Origin of the sequence: Paramuribaculum intestinale (assembly GCF_003024925.1) — a bacterium.
Lineage (GTDB): Bacteria > Bacteroidota > Bacteroidia > Bacteroidales > Muribaculaceae > Paramuribaculum > Paramuribaculum intestinale.
Genome location: NZ_PUED01000039.1, coordinates 1 through 16,803 on the forward strand (window position 1 = coordinate 1; position 16,803 = coordinate 16,803).

At 57.6% G+C, this 16,803-nt stretch carries 16 protein-coding genes and 1 tRNA gene; 14 read left to right on the forward strand and 3 right to left on the reverse strand.

Going from position 1 to position 16,803, the window contains the following annotated elements; all coding sequences use genetic code 11:
* From C5O24_RS04580 to C5O24_RS13955, 3 genes are all read left to right on the forward strand, one after another.
* The coding region (locus C5O24_RS04580) for a glycosyltransferase family 2 protein (RefSeq protein ID WP_133165463.1) at positions 1–948 on the forward strand (948 nt) is incomplete at its 5' end.
* Entirely contained in the window at positions 945–2,534 is a 1,590-nt protein-coding gene (locus tag C5O24_RS13950; protein ID WP_161553804.1) for a lipopolysaccharide biosynthesis protein, read from the forward strand. The genes C5O24_RS04580 and C5O24_RS13950, both read left to right, overlap by 4 nt.
* A complete protein-coding gene (locus C5O24_RS13955) occupies positions 2,531–3,511 on the forward strand; it encodes a glycosyltransferase family 2 protein (RefSeq protein ID WP_161553805.1) in 981 nt (326 codons plus the stop codon). The genes C5O24_RS13950 and C5O24_RS13955 overlap by 4 nt, the downstream gene beginning before the upstream one ends.
* 114 nt (positions 3,512–3,625) lie before the next feature.
* Here the strand turns inward: C5O24_RS13955 and C5O24_RS04590 are convergent, their stop codons facing one another.
* The gene (locus C5O24_RS04590; protein WP_107036015.1) at positions 3,626–4,900 is read right to left on the reverse strand and encodes an O-acetylhomoserine aminocarboxypropyltransferase/cysteine synthase family protein; all 1,275 of its coding nucleotides are present in this window, start codon (positions 4,898–4,900) and stop codon (positions 3,626–3,628) included.
* Positions 4,901–5,048: 148 nt separating this feature from the next.
* Here C5O24_RS04590 and C5O24_RS04595 point away from each other — a divergent pair, with 148 nt between their 5' ends.
* From C5O24_RS04595 to C5O24_RS04645, 11 genes are all read left to right on the forward strand, one after another.
* On the forward strand, positions 5,049–5,525 hold the full coding sequence (locus C5O24_RS04595) for an Lrp/AsnC family transcriptional regulator (protein ID WP_107036014.1): 477 nt from the start codon (positions 5,049–5,051) through the stop codon (positions 5,523–5,525).
* A gap of 193 nt (positions 5,526–5,718) precedes the next feature.
* Positions 5,719–5,793 (forward strand) — tRNA-Pro (locus tag C5O24_RS04600).
* A gap of 259 nt (positions 5,794–6,052) precedes the next feature.
* Positions 6,053–6,673 carry a GNAT family N-acetyltransferase gene (locus tag C5O24_RS04605; protein WP_107036013.1) on the forward strand — a complete coding sequence of 207 codons (621 nt, stop codon included), beginning with the start codon at positions 6,053–6,055 and terminating at the stop codon, positions 6,671–6,673.
* Positions 6,674–6,782: 109 nt separating this feature from the next.
* Positions 6,783–7,991 (forward strand): argininosuccinate synthase, encoded by a 1,209-nt coding sequence (locus tag C5O24_RS04610; protein WP_107036012.1) that lies wholly within the window; start codon positions 6,783–6,785, stop codon positions 7,989–7,991.
* The gene (gene argC, locus C5O24_RS04615; RefSeq protein ID WP_107036011.1) at positions 7,988–8,947 is read left to right on the forward strand and encodes an N-acetyl-gamma-glutamyl-phosphate reductase; all 960 of its coding nucleotides are present in this window, start codon (positions 7,988–7,990) and stop codon (positions 8,945–8,947) included. The genes C5O24_RS04610 and argC overlap by 4 nt, the downstream gene beginning before the upstream one ends.
* A gap of 12 nt (positions 8,948–8,959) precedes the next feature.
* Positions 8,960–10,096 carry an aspartate aminotransferase family protein gene (locus tag C5O24_RS04620; protein ID WP_107036010.1) on the forward strand — a complete coding sequence of 379 codons (1,137 nt, stop codon included), beginning with the start codon at positions 8,960–8,962 and terminating at the stop codon, positions 10,094–10,096.
* A 25-nt stretch (positions 10,097–10,121) separates the two neighbouring features.
* Entirely contained in the window at positions 10,122–11,075 is a 954-nt protein-coding gene (locus C5O24_RS04625; protein ID WP_107036009.1) for a Rossmann-fold NAD(P)-binding domain-containing protein, read from the forward strand.
* Entirely contained in the window at positions 11,072–11,857 is a 786-nt protein-coding gene (gene argB / locus C5O24_RS04630; protein ID WP_107036008.1) for an acetylglutamate kinase, read from the forward strand. Before C5O24_RS04625 ends, argB begins: the two co-directional genes overlap by 4 nt.
* A complete protein-coding gene (locus C5O24_RS04635) occupies positions 11,854–12,936 on the forward strand; it encodes a M20/M25/M40 family metallo-hydrolase (protein ID WP_107681523.1) in 1,083 nt (360 codons plus the stop codon). The genes argB and C5O24_RS04635 overlap by 4 nt, the downstream gene beginning before the upstream one ends.
* The gene (gene argH, locus C5O24_RS04640) at positions 12,933–14,225 is read left to right on the forward strand and encodes an argininosuccinate lyase (RefSeq protein ID WP_107681524.1); all 1,293 of its coding nucleotides are present in this window, start codon (positions 12,933–12,935) and stop codon (positions 14,223–14,225) included. Before C5O24_RS04635 ends, argH begins: the two co-directional genes overlap by 4 nt.
* 161 nt (positions 14,226–14,386) lie before the next feature.
* Positions 14,387–15,217: a DUF4595 domain-containing protein gene (locus C5O24_RS04645; protein WP_107036005.1), complete on the forward strand. Its 831-nt coding sequence runs from the start codon at positions 14,387–14,389 to the stop codon at positions 15,215–15,217.
* 8 nt (positions 15,218–15,225) lie between these two features.
* On the opposite strand, the gene C5O24_RS04650 is transcribed toward C5O24_RS04645, so the two are convergent.
* A complete protein-coding gene (locus C5O24_RS04650) occupies positions 15,226–16,485 on the reverse strand; it encodes an SO_0444 family Cu/Zn efflux transporter (protein WP_107036004.1) in 1,260 nt (419 codons plus the stop codon).
* 167 nt (positions 16,486–16,652) lie between these two features.
* Entirely contained in the window at positions 16,653–16,799 is a 147-nt protein-coding gene (locus C5O24_RS04655) for a helix-turn-helix domain-containing protein (RefSeq protein WP_240604900.1), read from the reverse strand.
* Between the last annotated feature and the right edge of the window lie 4 nt (positions 16,800–16,803).

Consider the following 16,803-nt stretch of genomic DNA (forward strand, 5'->3'; position numbering starts at 1 on the left):
GTCATAATACCGTATTACAATGCCGTGCGTCATATCGAACGCGCAGCACGCTCCCTGTTTGGCCAGTCGCTCGGCCGGAGGCTGGAAACGGTGTGGGTCGACGATGGCTCAACCGACGGATCCGCAGCGCTGCTCCACAGCATTTTGTCCGAGAAAAGAGCCGACGCGCCATCGGCCATAACACTGACCCACAGCAACAACCGAGGCTCGGCAGCAGCACGCCTTACAGGACTCTCAGCCGCCTCAGGCCGATACATCATATTCTGTGATGCCGACGACTATGTAGACAACGACGCCTACGAAACGATGCTCCACACGGCCTGCACGACCGGAGCCGACATGGTGGTGTGCGACTATATCGTGGAACGAGGCGACAGCAGAGTGCGACACACCGGAATGCGCGACAGCCGTTCGCTCACATCCGACATGCTCCGCGGAAAAGTCCACGCCGGCCTGTGGAACAAGCTCATCGCACGCCATCTCTTCGACAGCATCGGACCGCTTTGGATCGAGGGGATCGACATGTGGGAGGACGCGTGGATAACTACCCGTGCGGCTTACCACGCGAAAAAGACCGCCTACCTGCCACGACCGCTCTACCACTACGTCAGCAATCCGCAGTCATACACCGGCCGTTTTAGCGACAAATCAATATCCGACATGCTTGCTGTGACCGAAATGCTCGACGAACATTTCGCCGCAACCCCATGCCGCGACATGACAGCCGCGCTGAAGCGCCGCGCAAGAGCACTGGCTCTATACTACGGATCGGAGGAACGCCGACGGAAGGCCCGCGCACTCTGGCCAGACATACCATACCGGTGGCTCGACATCACCGACGGACTGCCGCCACATCAGCGCGCAATGGCTTTCTGTGCCGCCCACCGAAGCCTTGCACCGGCCGTCAAGACGCTCGAACTCATCAGACGACTCGCCGGAGGCAGATGAACACCACACGACAGCCATACAGCACAGCACCCTCCCGGTCGCGCACTCGCAACAGTGTGCGCAACAGCGCCGTAGCCATGACATACTTCCTCGTCATGCTCGGTCTCGAATTTTTCTCGCGCAAAGTGTTTCTGACACACCTCGGCGAAGACATTCTCGGACTGAACTCCACGGCCGCCAACCTGCTGCAGACCCTCAATCTCGCCGAACTCGGCATAGGGGCCGCCATAGGATTCTCACTCTACAGGCCGCTTGCCGACGGCGACTACCGGCAAATTTCCGCCATCATGTCGCTCCAGGGCCGGATATACCGACGCATAGCCCTTGCCGTAGGGTGCGGAGCGATTGTGCTCATGGGATTCTTTCCGGTGATATTCTCCGACATCACACTTCCGCTATGGTATGCCTACGCATCGTTCGGAGTGATGCTCTGGAGCGCGCTGCTAAGTTATTTCGTCAACTACCGCCAGGTGCTGCTTACCGCCGACCAGAAAGATTACCGCATATGCCTGAGCTATCGCAGCGCCATGATAGCCAAGACAATCACGCAGATGTGGGCCGTCAGCCGCCTCACCGACGGATACATCTGGTGGCTGATACTCGAAGGGGTGTTTGCGGCTGTCGGAGCATGGGCCGTCGATCTTGCAGTGCGCCGCACATTCCCCCACGTCAAGCCATCCTCCGAAAGTTTCAGCACACTGCGGCAACGGTTTCCGGAGATCGAACAGAAAGTCAAACAGGTGTTTTTCCACAAAATAGCCGGATTCGCACTCGAGCACGGCACACCGCTTGTCATCTATGCCTTCGGATCGCTTGCCGCAGTGACAGCTTATATCAACTACTACATAATCATCCGTGGAGGCGAGCGGATGATGGCCGCGCTCTTCGACCCAGTGACGCCGGGCATAGGCAACCTTGTCACCGAGGGCGACCGGTCAAAGATACGCAGCGTATACGCCGAACTGTTTTCAGCACGGTTCTACATCTCCGCTACGCTCGTGACTGCAATTTATTTTCTTGCCCACCCGTTTGTGAGCCTGTGGATCGGCCCGGCCTACCTGCTGCCACAGACTACTCTGGCGCTGATGTGCGCCATCATGTTCATCGGTCTCACGAGATTCGCCACCGATTCATTCCGCTACGCCTTCGGACTATTCGCCGACACAGGCGCCCCGGTGGCCGAAACCGTCGCAAGTCTTACGCTGTCGGCCCTGCTCGGCTCACACTATGGACTCGACGGCATCCTTACCGGCATAGTCATCACCCAGACGGCCGTCATAGTCATCTGGAAACCATACTACCTCATCAGCCGCCGCATGCCCGGATTCGGAGCCACCTACGTCAGACTCTACCTGTCGCATCTTGCCGCAGGCGCCATAACGGCCGCCGCCGTAGGCACAGCCCTCACCCACACATCCGCCGGGCTACGACTGACAGAAATCGCTTCACTCTCGGCAGCTGGGTTTGCCATGGCCGCCGCTGCAACAGCCGCAGCCACAGCCATCATTCTCGCCGCCATAATGACAGCCTGCTTCAAGCCATTCCGAAGATTCGCCGCCAGAATAAAACACCACTACCGGCCATGACTCCTATAATAAGCGTCATCATACCGGTCTACAACACCGGAATATACCTGCGGCGGTGTGTCGACAGCATTCTGCCGCAACTACCCGACGAATCGGAAATAATCATCGTCGACGACGGCTCTACCGACAGTTCGCCGGCAATATGCGACGACATCGCGGCATCCGACCGACGCATCACCGCCATACATACACACAACGGGGGAGCCTCGCACGCCCGCAATACAGGCATAGAGGCCTCACGCGGCAGATACACGATGATGGTCGACTCCGACGACACGCTCGAACCCGACCGCATCATTCCGCTCATAAACCGCATGGAGGCCGAACGACTCGACCTGCTGACATTCGGCATCTACGACATCATTGACGGCAAACGCCGGCTCAGCAACATCAGCGGAAAGCCCCACAGCGCAGTGAGCGGCGCGGAATATGCCCTGCGCCACACCATCGAGCATTCACCATGTACGTTTATCGTGCTTCGGAAAACCATCGGCGACCTTCGCTTTCAGGAAGGGGTGATCATGGAGGATTACGGCTTCTGCCTCGAACTCTACGAGCGTTGCCGGCTCATAGCCCACTCGCCCGACGGAGTCTACAACTATATAATCCGCAAGGGATCGGTCAGCCGCAGCAGAGGTGTCGACGCCGACCGACACAGAATGCACTGCTGGAAGAAGATATTGGAACGCATGGCCTCACGGCCGTGGACGGAGACCTATCGCCCGGCCGCACAGCGGTGGATAGCCCACTACGAACTCGAAGCCATGAAGCAGCTCGGCCATTGCCGACTGTCGATATCCGAACGGCTGCGGATCCGTCGCACACTGCGCCATGCCGGCATCGACAGCCCCGGACGTCCGGCACTGCCGTCCCTGCGGGCGAACGTCATGCGCATGATGCTCGAAACCACACCATCGGCCATCGCACTGTGGCTCATCTGCGACCTCCGGCGCATCATCAGAGGAGCGCTGTCATGACGGCTCGTCCGGCCCATTAATACTAACCTCGCTTTTACCACACAGCATAAAATAACGCCGTGTCAAAGAATGAAATTTTGACACAGCGCCTTTGATTTCTTTTACGCGATTCTGTCAGACAGCCTCAAGCGCCTGCGCCAGATCCTCGATCAGATCGTCGACATGTTCCGTGCCCACACTGAGGCGAACCGTCGACGGATAGATCTTCTGTTGAGCCTGCTCATCCTCCGAAAGCTGCGAATGCGTCGTCGACGAGGGGTGTATCACCAGACTCTTCACATCGGCCACATTGGCCAGAAGCGAGAATATCTTCAGGTTGTCGATAAAACGCCATGCCTCGTCCCGGCCGCCGCACAGTTCGATCGTGAATATCGAGCCTGCACCATCGGGATACATGCGCTCATACAGCTCATGATCGGGATGATCGGGGAGTGAGGGATGATTCACACGTTTCACTTTGGGATGCTCCGAAAGCCAGCGCGCCAGCTTGACAGCGTTCTCCACATGACGCTCCACGCGCAGCGACAGCGTCTCCACACCCTGAAGGATAATAAAAGCATTGAACGGTGAGAGCACCGCGCCGGTATCGCGGAGTATCACAGCACGTATTCGGGTGACGAACGCAGCCGCGCCGGCCACATCGGCAAACACAGCGCCATGATACGACAGATCGGGCTTTGCCAGCGTGGGGAACTTGTCGGCGTCGGCCTTCCAGTCAAAGCGTCCGGCATCGACGATCACACCGCCAAGCGAAGTGCCGTGTCCGCCGAGAAACTTCGTCGCCGAATGAATCACCACATCAGCACCGTGCTCTATCGGCCGTATTATATAAGGCGTGCCGAACGTATTGTCTATCAGCAGCGGCAAACCGTGGGCATGAGCCATATCGGCTATTGCCCGTATGTCGACCGGCGACGAGTTGGGATTGCCCAGCGTCTCGATAAACACAGCCTTAGTATTGGGTCGTATTGCCTGCTCGACATTCTCAGGATCGGACGGATCCACAAATGTCGTGGAGATACCGTATGACGTCAGTGTGTTATGCAGCAGATTGTAGGTGCCGCCATAAATATTGTTGGCCGCCACGATATGATCGCCGGCCGTCGCTATGTTGAGAAAAGCATACGTGACCGCAGCCGCGCCTGAAGCCACAGCGAGCGCTGCCACCCCGCCTTCGAGCGCTGCCACGCGCTGCTCCAGCACGTCGGTAGTAGGATTGGTCAGACGACTGTAGATATTGCCCGGCTCCGAGAGATCAAAACGGCCTGCAGCCTGACGGCAGTCATCGAACACATAGCTTGTAGTCTGATAGATAGGCACCGCTCTGGCACCGGTTGAGGCATCGGGAGCTTCTTGTCCCGCATGCAGCTGGATTGTTTCGAATCGCATGACTATTGTTGGGTTTTAAGATTCACACCGCAAAGTTAGCAAACCAAAGATATTTCATCCAATAAAATTTCAAACTATAGATTATATCACTAAATTTGCCACAAAGACAGAATTTCTGACCGTTTCAACCAATCTTTTACACGCTCCTATGGATAAAATATCTGTTGACCGGCTCGACGCCACCGACATCAGCATACTTCGCATACTCCAGACCGACGGACGACTCACCACCAAGGAACTTGCGGCCAGAGTAGCTCGATCGGCCACACCGGTCTACGAACGCGTGCGCCGACTCGAACAGGAAGGCTACATAAAAGGCTATGTGGCGATACTCAACCCCGACCGGCTTCGACGCGGATTTGTCGTGATATGCAATGTGAAGCTGCGCGAACTGTGCCGTGAGAAAGCCGACACCTTTGTCAGCCGCATCATGGACATAGCCGAAGTGACGGAATGCTATAATGTGTCGGGCAAATTTGACTATCTGCTCAAAATTATGGCACCCGATATGGACTACTACCGCGACTTCGTGCTCAACATACTCGGCACCATCGACAACATATCGGCCATCGAGAGCACCTTCGTAATGGAAACCCTCAAGAGCGGCACAGCAATACCGCTCTGACACGACACAGCGACGCAATTCCAACCAAGCACATTGAATATCAAACAGTTGAAACGCCGTACACTATACAGCAGACACTACACCCCAATACATTTCACCGCCACGACTATGTGAAAATTTGTGAAAAACACTCGACTACTATTGCACATCAAATAAAAAGGGCTTAACTTTGCAGCGCTTTTAATAAAAGCACCGGGGTGTAGCTCAGCCAGGTTAGAGTACGCGTCTGGGGGGCGTGTGGTCGGAAGTTCGAATCTTCTCACCCCGACAAGAAGCTGTCAGCAATGTGCCGACGGCTTCTTTTCTTTTTCACCCCTCCCCGCATCCGACATACATAAGATCGTATTCCTTAAAATTCAGGGTCAGCGGATTCAAAATTCACCGCCTACGCCGAATTCTAAAAAGAACACACTCTCTAAATTTTGTGAAACTATAAGTTTTTCCTGATTTCTGTATTTTATTCAGTATTTTTATTTAACTTTGCACCGTCAAAGGATTCTATCTGACCGAACACAACATATCAACTAATGGATATAAACGACATTACGGTGGCATTTGCGACTTCCGACCACACCATCCACTCGGAACGCATCTGCACTCTCATCTATGAATCAGCCCTGCAGCGAGGCACAGGCATCGCTCGCCGGTCGCCAGAGTACATCTCGGCCAAAATCACCGGAGGAAAAGCCGTCGTAGCGCTCGACGGCGACAAGCTCGTGGGCTTCAGCTACATCGAATGCTGGGGACACGGCGACTTCGTGGCCACCTCCGGACTGATCGTCGACCCCGACTACCGCCACCTCGGACTGGCAAAACGCATCAAAGAGAAGACATTCGAACTCGCACGACAGAGATTCCCCTACGCCAAGATTTTCAGCATCACCACATCGCTTCCGGTCATGAAACTCAACTCCCGCATGGGATACATGCCCGTGACATTTTCCGAACTCACCGACGACGCCGAATTCTGGGAAGGATGCAAAGGATGTGTGAACTACGATGTGCTCCAGCGCAACGACCGCAAACGCTGCCTCTGCACCGGAATGCTTTTCGACCCTGCACAGCCCATGGCCGAACAACCGTCGAAAGCCACCCCCTACATGATGCTGCTGCGCAACAAGATCGGCAAGATACTGCATCTGAAGTAAAGCAGCGCTGCCGACAACTCTACAAAATCCCAACCGATCGGCCCATTGCAACGCAAGAAACCGGCGACCGCATAAATATCATCGTTTAATTTTTGACACCTAACCAGCTATGAGCAAGAAAAAAGTGGTGCTGGCTTTCTCGGGAGGCCTCGACACATCATTCGCAGTCAAATACCTTACCGAAGACCTCGGTTATGAAGTACACACCGCCATCGCCAACACCGGCGGATTCACCGACGAAGAGCTCGAGGTGATCGCCGACAAGGCAAAACGCCTCGGAGCGGCATCGCACGCCTCGCTCGACATCACCAAGGACTACTACGACCGCAGCATACGCTACATGGTGGCCGGCAACGTGCTCCGCAACGGCACATACCCCATCTCTGTCAGCTCCGAACGCATATTCCAGGCCATCGCCATAATCGAATACGCCAAGAAGATCGGAGCCGACGCCGTGGCGCACGGATCGACCGGAGCCGGAAACGACCAGGTGCGCTTCGACCTCACGTTCCAGATACTCGCACCCGAGATCGAGATCATCACTCCCACACGCGACATGACCCTCACCCGCGAATATGAGATCAACTATCTGCGCGATCACGGATATGTAGCCGACTTCACCAAGATGGAATACTCCATCAACAAAGGACTCTGGGGCACAAGCATCGGCGGAAAGGAAACTCTCCACTCCGAACAGACCCTCCCCGAAAACGCCTACCCCTCGCAGCTTGAGGCCAGCGGCGAAGAGGACATAACCATATCATTCGAGCAGGGCGAGATCTCGGCCGTCAACGGCAAGCCTTTCGCCGACAAGGTCGAAGCCATACGCGAAGTGGAGCGCCTCGGAGCCCGCTACGCCATCGGACGCGACATGCATATCGGCGACACGATCATAGGCATCAAGGGCCGCGTAGGTTTCGAAGCCGCCGGACCGATGCTGATCATCGCCGCCCACAAGATGCTTGAGAAGCATACACTGACCAAATGGCAGCAATACTGGAAGGATCAGGTGGGCACATGGTACGGAATGTTCCTCCACGAAGCCCAGTATCTCGAACCCGTGATGCGCGACATCGAGGCCATGCTTCTCTCGTCGCAGCGCAATGTCAGCGGCACCGTAACGATACGTCTGCGCCCCTACGGCTATACGCTTGTAGGCGTCGACTCGCCGTTTGACCTGATGAAGACCGACTTCGGCGAATACGGAGAGGTCAACAAGGCATGGAGCGCCGACGACGTCAAGGGATTCACCAAGATACTCGGCAACCAGATGAAGATATACCACAACGTGCAGCGCCGCAACGGCAAGGACGAATGAAAGCAGGAATCATAGGCGGAGCCGGATACACGGCAGGAGAGCTCACACGCCTGCTCATCAACCACCCGGAGGTGGAGATCGGATTTATCCACTCCACCAGCCATGCCGGACAGCCGGTCAGCGCCGTCCACGAGGGACTGCTCGGCGACACCGACCTGTGTTTTGCGGCCGATTTCGACCTCAACGCCGTCGACGTGCTCTTTCTCTGTCAGGGACACGGCAAAAGCACACAGTTCTGGGCCGAGCACCCTCTGCCCGACACACTGCGCGTCATCGACCTCGCACAGGATTTCCGCGACGAATCGGCCGGATATGTCTACGGACTGCCCGAACTGCAGCGCCAACGCATAAGCGGGGCACGCCTTGTGGCCAATCCGGGATGCTTCGCCACAGCCCTGCAGCTGTCGATGCTCCCGCTCGCAGCAGCAGGAATGCTCCCCGACCGGATCAGCGTCAGCGGCGTGACCGGGTCAACCGGTGCAGGAGTCAAGCCCGGCTCCACCACCCATTTCAGCTGGCGCAGCGACAATCTGTCGGTCTACAAGCCCTTCAACCACCAACACCTCGCCGAGATATGCCGGTCGCTCAAAGGACTTCAGAACGGTTGGGACGGCGTGATCGACTTCGTGCCTGTCAGAGGCAACTTCGCCCGCGGCATCTATGCCATGACATGGATCCACACCGACATGACCGAAGAGGCCGCGCGCCGACTCTACACCGACTTCTACGCCACGGCGCCGTTCACCATCGTCGCACCCGGAGAGGTCGACCTCAAACAGGCCGTCAACACCAACAAAGCCGTCATCGGCATCACGGCCACAGAGGGACGCCTGCTCGTCACCTGCGCGATCGACAACCTGCTCAAAGGAGCATCCGGACAGGCCGTGCAGAACATGAACATCATGGCCGGATTTGACGAAACCGCCGGACTCCGGCTCAAACCATCAGCCTTCTGATCCATTACAAGCATGAAACTTTTCGACGTATATTCACTCTACGACATAGAGCCTGTCAGAGGACAAGGCTCACACGTCTACACAGCCGACGGCACGGAGTATCTCGATCTCTACGGAGGCCACGCCGTCATATCCATAGGCCACGCCCATCCGCGCTACATTGAGGCCATCGCCTCGCAGGCTGTAAGGCTCGGATTCTACTCCAACTCTGTAGGCAACTCGCTACAGACACGCCTCGCCGAACGGCTTGGCGAAGTGTCGGGCTACGACGACTACTCGCTGTTTCTCTGCAACTCCGGAGCCGAGGCCAACGAAAACGCCATAAAGCTCGCATCGTTCCACACCGGACGCCGACGTCTGCTGGCCTTCTCGCAGGCATTCCACGGACGCACCTCGGGCGCAGTTGCAGCCACCGACAATCCCAAGATCGTATCGCCGTTCAACGCCACCCCCAACGTCACTTTCGTGCCGCTGGGCGACATCGAGGCTGTGCGACGCGAACTCGCCACCGGAGAGTATGCCGCAGCGATCATTGAGGGCATACAGGGTGTGTCGGGCATTCACGAACCGTCGCCCGAATTCCTGCGACAGCTCCGCGAAGCCACAGAGGCGACAGGCACGATGCTCATACTCGACGAGATACAGAGCGGCTACGGACGCACCGGATCATTCTTCGCCCACCAGCCCTCGGGCATACGGCCCGACCTGATAACGGCGGCCAAAGGCATCGCCAACGGCTTCCCGATGGGCGCAGTGCTCATCTCGCCCCGTTTCGAGGCACGCAAAGGGATGCTCGGCACCACCTTCGGAGGCAATCATCTGGCCTGCGCAGCAGCTTTGGCCGTGCTCGACGTCATAGAGGAAGAAAATCTCATCGACAACGCCGCCAAGGTCGGCGACTATCTGCTCGGCGAACTCCGCGCCATGCCCGGACTGAAGGATGTGCGCGGACGCGGACTGATGATCGGCGTGGAGATCGAGGGCGACGCCGCCCGACTGCGCCGCCGACTGCTTTTCGACCGCCATATCTTCACAGGCGGAGCCGGCGCCCACACCGTGCGTCTGCTCCCGGCGCTGTCGCTCCCCATCGACGAGGCGCGACGCTTCATTGACGAATTCAAATCACTCATCGCCGACAGCGGCGAGTAACCGACCAATACACCTGACAATATCTATGAAAACGTTTACATCCGTAGCCGACATAGGCTCGCTCACCGAAGCCATCGCCGAGGCCCGAGCCATCAAGGCCGACCGCTTCGCCGATGCATCGCTCGGCCGCAACCGCACCCTCATGATGGTGTTTTTCAATTCGAGCCTCCGCACCCGCCTGTCGACACAGAAGGCGGCGCTCAATCTTGGCATGAACGTCATAGTGCTCGACATCAACCAGGGCGCATGGAAGCTTGAAACCGAACGTGGAGTGATAATGGACGGCGACAAGCCCGAGCACCTGCTTGAAGCCATACCCGTCATGGGCTGCTACGCCGACATCATCGGAGTGCGCGCCTTCGCCTCGCTCACCGACAAGAAAGCCGACTATGAGGAGCAGGTGATCAACCAGTTCATCCGCTATTCAGGCCGTCCGGTGTTCAGCATGGAAGCCGCCACAGGCCATCCGCTGCAGGCGTTTGCCGACGTCATCACCATCGAAGAGCACAAGACCAAGCCGCGCCCCAAAGTGGTGCTCACATGGGCGCCGCATCCCAGAGCGCTCCCGCAGGCCGTGCCCAACTCCTTCGCGCAGTGGACCGTCGCCGCCGGCTACGATGTAGTCATAACGCATCCCCGCGGCTATGAACTCGCACCCGAATTCACAGCCGGCGCCACAATCGAATACGACCGCGAGAAAGCCTTCAGCGGAGCCGACTTCATCTATGCCAAAAACTGGTCGGCATACGCCGATCCCGACTACGGCAAGATACTCTCCACCGACCGCTCCTGGACTGTCGACACACGCTCGATGGCACTCACCGACAATGCCTTTTTCATGCACTGTCTGCCGGTGCGCCGCAACATGATCGTCACCGACGACGTCATAGAGTCAGAACGCTCCCTCGTCATACCCGAGGCCGCCAACCGTGAGATATCCGCACAGACCGTATTAAAACGCATGCTTCAATCGCTGTGACACTAAAAAATATAACCATAGTAAAGATCGGAGGCAACGTTGTCGACGATCCCGAGGCACTCCGGAGGTTTGCCGCCGGATTCGCCCAGATGCCCGGACGCCGCATACTCGTGCACGGAGGCGGCAAGGAAGCCACACGCATGAGTCAGGCGCTCGGCCTGACGACCACCATGATCGACGGACGACGCGTCACCGACGCATCCACGCTCGACATCGTCACGATGGTCTACTCCGGACTTGTCAACAAACGCATCGTGGCTCTGCTGCAGAGCCTCGACTGCAATGCAGCCGGATTATGCGGCGCCGACGCCGGACTGGTCAAGGCTACCCGACGTCCGCCGCGCGACGGAGTCGATTTCGGCTTCGTGGGCGATCTCGATCCCAACGGAGTCGACATACTGACTCTCTCGTGGCTGCTCGAATCGGGCATAACCCCGGTGTTCAGCGCCATAATGTCGGACGGCAAAGGACAGCTGCTCAACTGCAACGCCGACTCAGTGGCTTCATGTCTGGCCAAAGCCTGCGCACGTGTGGCCGAAACCCACCTCGTCTACTGCTTCGAGATGCCCGGGGTGATGCGCGACATCGACGACCCTAAATCAGTCATCAGCTCCATCACGCCCGAAAGCTATGCGCGGCTGCGCGCGGAAGGGGTTGTCAGCAAAGGGATGATACCCAAGATCGACGGCTCCATAGCGGCTGTCGAGGCCGGAGTGCGCACCGTCACCATAAAGCACGCATCCGACCTGCTGAAACCGTCGGGAACCATAATAACCCTATGAGCCGACCCGACGAAGAGGCCATAGCCCTGCTCAAGAAACTTATCGCCACTCCATCCACGAGCCGCGACGAGAGCGCCACTGCCGGAATCATCCGGCAGTGGCTCGCCGACAACGGACACACCCAGGCCAGAATCGACAACAATATCTATGCTCTGGCCGCACCGCTGCGTCCGGAGCTTCCTACAGTGATGCTCAACTCGCACCACGACACCGTCAAGCCATCGCCGGCCTATACGCGCGACCCCTACATGCCCGAAGAGGCCGACGGACGCATCTACGGACTTGGAAGCAACGACGCCGGCGCATCGGTGGTGAGCCTGCTCGCCGCATTCCATCTGGCCGATCCCTCATCTCTGCCGTTCAACCTTCTCATGGCCGTCACAGCCGAGGAGGAGGTCGGGGGTGAACACGGCATGCGCTCACTGCTGCCGCATCTGGCCGAAAAAGGGCTGATCCCGTCGATGGTGATAGTAGGCGAACCCACTGGGCTTCAGGCCGCAGTGGCCGAACGAGGCCTCGTGGTGCTCGACTGCATAGCCCACGGAGTCAGCGGCCATGCAGCCCGCAACGAGGGCGTCAACGCCATCTACCGGGCCATGACCGACATCGAACGGCTGCGCACATACAGTTTTCCACGCGTATCGGATGTGCTCGGGCCGATCAAGATCTCTGTGACACAGATCGAGGCCGGCCGACAGCACAATGTCATTCCCGACGAATGCCGGTTTGTGGTCGACGTTCGCACTACCGACGCCTACTCCAACGAAGAAACCGCCCGAATGCTCGCCGACCTTATCGACAGCGAGTGCGCCCCACGGTCTACGCGCGTACAGGCATCTGTCATATCGCCCGGCCACCCGCTGGTGGCCGCAGCCACAGACCTTGGCGCCGCCACATTCGTATCGCCCACCACAAGCGACATGTCGCTTCTCCACGGCATACCGTCGCTGAAGATCGGCCCCGGACGCTCCGAGCGAAGCCACACGGCCGACGAATACGTCATGCGCCACGAAATCACCGACGCAATTGACTTCTACTCCTCGCTTATTTCCAACCTCAAAAACCATCTACAAGAATGAAACTCTGGAGCAAGGGCTTCGAGCCCGACGAAATGATAGAACAGTTCACCGTTGGCCGCGACCGCGAACTCGATCTGCGCCTGGCGCGCTTCGACGTAGAGGGATCCATGGCACACATCCGTATGCTCCAGAGCATCGGACTGCTCAGCGCCGGCGAACTCGACACCCTGCTTGAAGCGCTCACCGACATACTCGCCGTGATCGACCGGGGCGAATTCGTCATCGAGCCGGGAGTGGAGGATGTCCACTCGCAGGTGGAGTTCATGCTCACGTCGCGACTCGGCGATACCGGCAAAAAGATACATTCCGGACGCTCGCGCAACGACCAGGTGCTCGTAGACCTGAAACTTTTCATGCGGAGCGAGCTTAAACTGACAGCCGAAAGCGTCAGGCATCTCTTCGACCGCCTGCAGGAGCTGTCGGAACTCCACAAGGACAAGCTCATGCCCGGCTACACACATCTTCAGGTCGCTATGCCCTCATCGTTCGGACTATGGTTCGGAGCCTATGCCGAAAGCCTCGTCGACGACATGCAGATGCTCGTGGCCGCCTACAACGTAGCCAACCAGAACCCGCTCGGATCAGCCGCCGGCTACGGCTCATCATTCCCACTCGACAGAGAGATGACCACGCGGCTTCTCGGGTTCGAAACCATGCACTACAACGTGGTGGCCGCACAGATGTCGCGCGGCAAGACCGAACGCGCCGCAGCCATGGCCATAGCCTCGATAGCCTCCACGCTCGGACATCTGGCAATGGACGTATGCATGTGGATGTGCCAGAATTTCGGCTTTATTTCATTTCCCGACGAGCTGACCACCGGATCATCCATCATGCCCCACAAGAAGAACCCCGACGTGTTCGAGATCATGCGCGGAAAATGCAACCGTCTGCAGGCCATACCCAACGAAATCGCCCTGCTGACCGCCAATCTGCCGCTCGGCTACAACCGCGACCTCCAGCTGCTCAAAGACATCATATTCCCCGCCACCACCGAACTCCGCTCATGCCTTGAGATGGCCGACTTCATGCTGCAGCACATACGCGTGCGCGCCGACATACTCGACGATCCGCGCTACGACTATCTGTTCACGGTAGAGGACGTCAACCGTCTCACCCTTTCGGGAACGCCGTTCCGCGAAGCATACCGCACGATCGGACACCAGGTGCAGGAAGACACATACCGTCCCACGCGCGAGATACACCACACCCACGCCGGATCGATCGGCAACCTCTGCAACGCCGAGATCGCGCTCAAAATGCAGCGGGTACTCGACCGCCTCGCCTGATTTCAGGCCAGGACACTTCCGCACAACACCGATGCGCCGGCATTCGTGAAATTGAAATCACGCGATGTTGGCGCATCGGTGTTTTTTTTATAATTTTGCCGCGTGTAATATCACTACTACACTATCATAACCAATCATTACAGGGAAATAACCGACATCAGATGTACAGGAAAATGTTTATTGCCGCAGTAGCGGCACTTGCCGTCACGCCCGTGCTCACATCATGCGGCGATGACAAGGAGACAGTCGAAGAAGAAATAACAGAGGCACAGATCGTGCCTATGAGAGTGTTCACTTCAGGCGTACCAGTCAAAGTGGGCGATCTCAACATCACGGTCGACCAAACCGCCCGCGTCTGCAGCATGTCGGACAACAGCAACGAAATCACATTCACATATCTTTCAGGCAACGCATCGGGCCACGGCCACTACGACCTGTCGATGACCGTCAAAAGCCATAGCGGAGCCACCACGCAGTGCTATTTCACCATCAACGAGGATCTGATTGTCTCGCACTGCACCGAAGTAGGCCCGTCGGGCACCAAGGAGTGGGACTTTGTCTACAACAACCAGGATCGCCTCGAACAGATCAAGGTAAGCGGACATGCCGACTGGAACGTGGCCAACTTCACCTACTACATGCAGAGCATCGGCAAGGTGGCCTACGGCAACGAAGGCGACGAAACGCCCAACACCATCACCATCTCCAACGCGCTCAGCAAAACCAACAAAGGCTGCATAATGCTCTTTGCCGACAACTACGGCCTCGACATCGGCAACATGCACTACGCCTACTATGCCGGACTGCTCGGACGGGCATCGGTCAATCTGCCGGCCAAGAGGGTGTTTCTCTCCGCCGACAAATCAACAACCGACACCCACGAATACGAGTGGGAGCTGAAAGGCGACAAAATGCCCGCGCGATGCACCGTCACCGACTATAATCAGGACGGCACTACACGCGGGCAGCGTACGATCGAAATCGGCTGGTGACCGGGTCTTCACTCCACGCTGAAGCCTGCAAGCTCCACCGCGCGTGCAAGAGCGGCATCGTCGACATTGCCTCTGACGTGAGCCACACCCTTGGCCATATCGACCGAAACCTCCTCCACGCCCTCAAGGCCGCGGATTGTGCGCTCCACCGTGGCGGAGCAATGAGGGCAGTCCATGCCCTTGATACGATAATCCTTATTCATTTCCTTGACTATTTTATGGTTATGGCGGCGCTTTATCAGGCGCTGCACTACAAGTGAATATATCAGCAACATTATCAGCAACGCTCCGCAAGCCATCGTAAACCAGCCAGCAGACTCAGCCTGATGACAGGCACCGGAAGCCGACACGGGCAGCACAAACCACGAATCCGGCAGCAGACAGTCGATCAGCAGGCCGAAGCCTATGGCGGTGACCACCACCGAAGCGATATAGATCATGGTGGCACGGCGTCCGTTGGTGCGCGACAATATCATCACCGAAGCGAAATTCGCCGCCGGCCCGGCCATCAGCATCACAAAAGCTATGCCCGGGCTGAGCCCTTTCATCATCAGCGACATGGCGATAGGTATGGATCCGGTGGCGCACACATACATCGGCACAGCCACCGCCACCACCGCCAGCATGGCCAGCAGACGGTTGTCGCTCAAAGCGGCAAAGAAACTGTCGGGCACGGTCACAGTGATCAGAGCAGCCACTATCAGGCCCACTACAAGCCATCCGCCCACGCTTCCCACCATATCGACAAAGCCGTATGACACTGCTCGGAGCAGACGCCGCGGAAGCGACAACGGCTGCGAGGTCTCATCGCCGCAAAGGTCGGCACCGCATTCCGCGGCATCGTCGGACGCACGCTCCTTGCCGCCGAAACGGTCGACGGCCCAACCTCCCGCCACAGCCCCGACAAGAGCCGCTATCGGGCGTATCAGCGCAAACGGCAATCCAAGCAGCGAATAAGTGGCGGCAATAGAGTCGACACCGGTCTGGGGAGTGGCGATAAGAAACGAAGTGGAAGCCGCACGGCTCGCGCCGCGTCGGCGCAGCGACACTGCCGTCGGGAGCACACCGCACGAACATAGCGGCAGTGGCACGCCCAATGCGGCAGCCTTGACCACCGGAAGCAGTCCGCGCCCCGACAGATGACGCGCCATAGTGCGCGGCTTCACAAACTCATTGAGAAGCCCGGCAAAAAGAAAACCGAGCAGAATGTATGGCGCCATCTCAAACACTATAGCGCCAAGCGACTGAAATATATGCGTGATGTTCATGATGCAAAAATTATATTTACATGATTTTCATGGTGCAAAATTACATCACACCGCCCCCTCCCGCGTTGCATCATTCTGCAAAAATGTTGTCGGATTCCTGTCCTCTCCCCCCAGCCCTATCCCCGGCAATGTATTGTATATGGCTATGCGCGGGAGAAAGATCACTCCTAAATGTCAGATATGGGGAGGCGCGAAGCTTTGCCGGCGGCAAGCGCGTCGGCATACTGCGACGGAGTCATACCCGTCACCTCCTTGAACTGTCTCGACAGATGAGCCGTGGTCGAATACCCTGTCAGATAAGCGATCTCACTCACCGTG

What these genes read in the sequence shown, in the direction of transcription:
- C5O24_RS13950 (WP_161553804.1), top strand. Translation starts at nt 945, where the DNA reads ATGAACACCACACGACAGCCATACAGCACAGCACCCTCCCGGTCGCGC.
- C5O24_RS13955 (WP_161553805.1), top strand. Translation starts at nt 2,531, where the DNA reads ATGACTCCTATAATAAGCGTCATCATACCGGTCTACAACACCGGAATA.
- C5O24_RS04590 (WP_107036015.1), bottom strand. Translation starts at nt 4,900, where the DNA reads ATGCGATTCGAAACAATCCAGCTGCATGCGGGACAAGAAGCTCCCGAT.
- C5O24_RS04595 (WP_107036014.1), top strand. Translation starts at nt 5,049, where the DNA reads ATGGATAAAATATCTGTTGACCGGCTCGACGCCACCGACATCAGCATA.
- C5O24_RS04605 (WP_107036013.1), top strand. Translation starts at nt 6,053, where the DNA reads ATGGATATAAACGACATTACGGTGGCATTTGCGACTTCCGACCACACC.
- C5O24_RS04610 (WP_107036012.1), top strand. Translation starts at nt 6,783, where the DNA reads ATGAGCAAGAAAAAAGTGGTGCTGGCTTTCTCGGGAGGCCTCGACACA.
- argC (WP_107036011.1), top strand. Translation starts at nt 7,988, where the DNA reads ATGAAAGCAGGAATCATAGGCGGAGCCGGATACACGGCAGGAGAGCTC.
- C5O24_RS04620 (WP_107036010.1), top strand. Translation starts at nt 8,960, where the DNA reads ATGAAACTTTTCGACGTATATTCACTCTACGACATAGAGCCTGTCAGA.
- C5O24_RS04625 (WP_107036009.1), top strand. Translation starts at nt 10,122, where the DNA reads ATGAAAACGTTTACATCCGTAGCCGACATAGGCTCGCTCACCGAAGCC.
- C5O24_RS04635 (WP_107681523.1), top strand. Translation starts at nt 11,854, where the DNA reads ATGAGCCGACCCGACGAAGAGGCCATAGCCCTGCTCAAGAAACTTATC.
- argH (WP_107681524.1), top strand. Translation starts at nt 12,933, where the DNA reads ATGAAACTCTGGAGCAAGGGCTTCGAGCCCGACGAAATGATAGAACAG.
- C5O24_RS04645 (WP_107036005.1), top strand. Translation starts at nt 14,387, where the DNA reads ATGTACAGGAAAATGTTTATTGCCGCAGTAGCGGCACTTGCCGTCACG.
- C5O24_RS04650 (WP_107036004.1), bottom strand. Translation starts at nt 16,485, where the DNA reads ATGAACATCACGCATATATTTCAGTCGCTTGGCGCTATAGTGTTTGAG.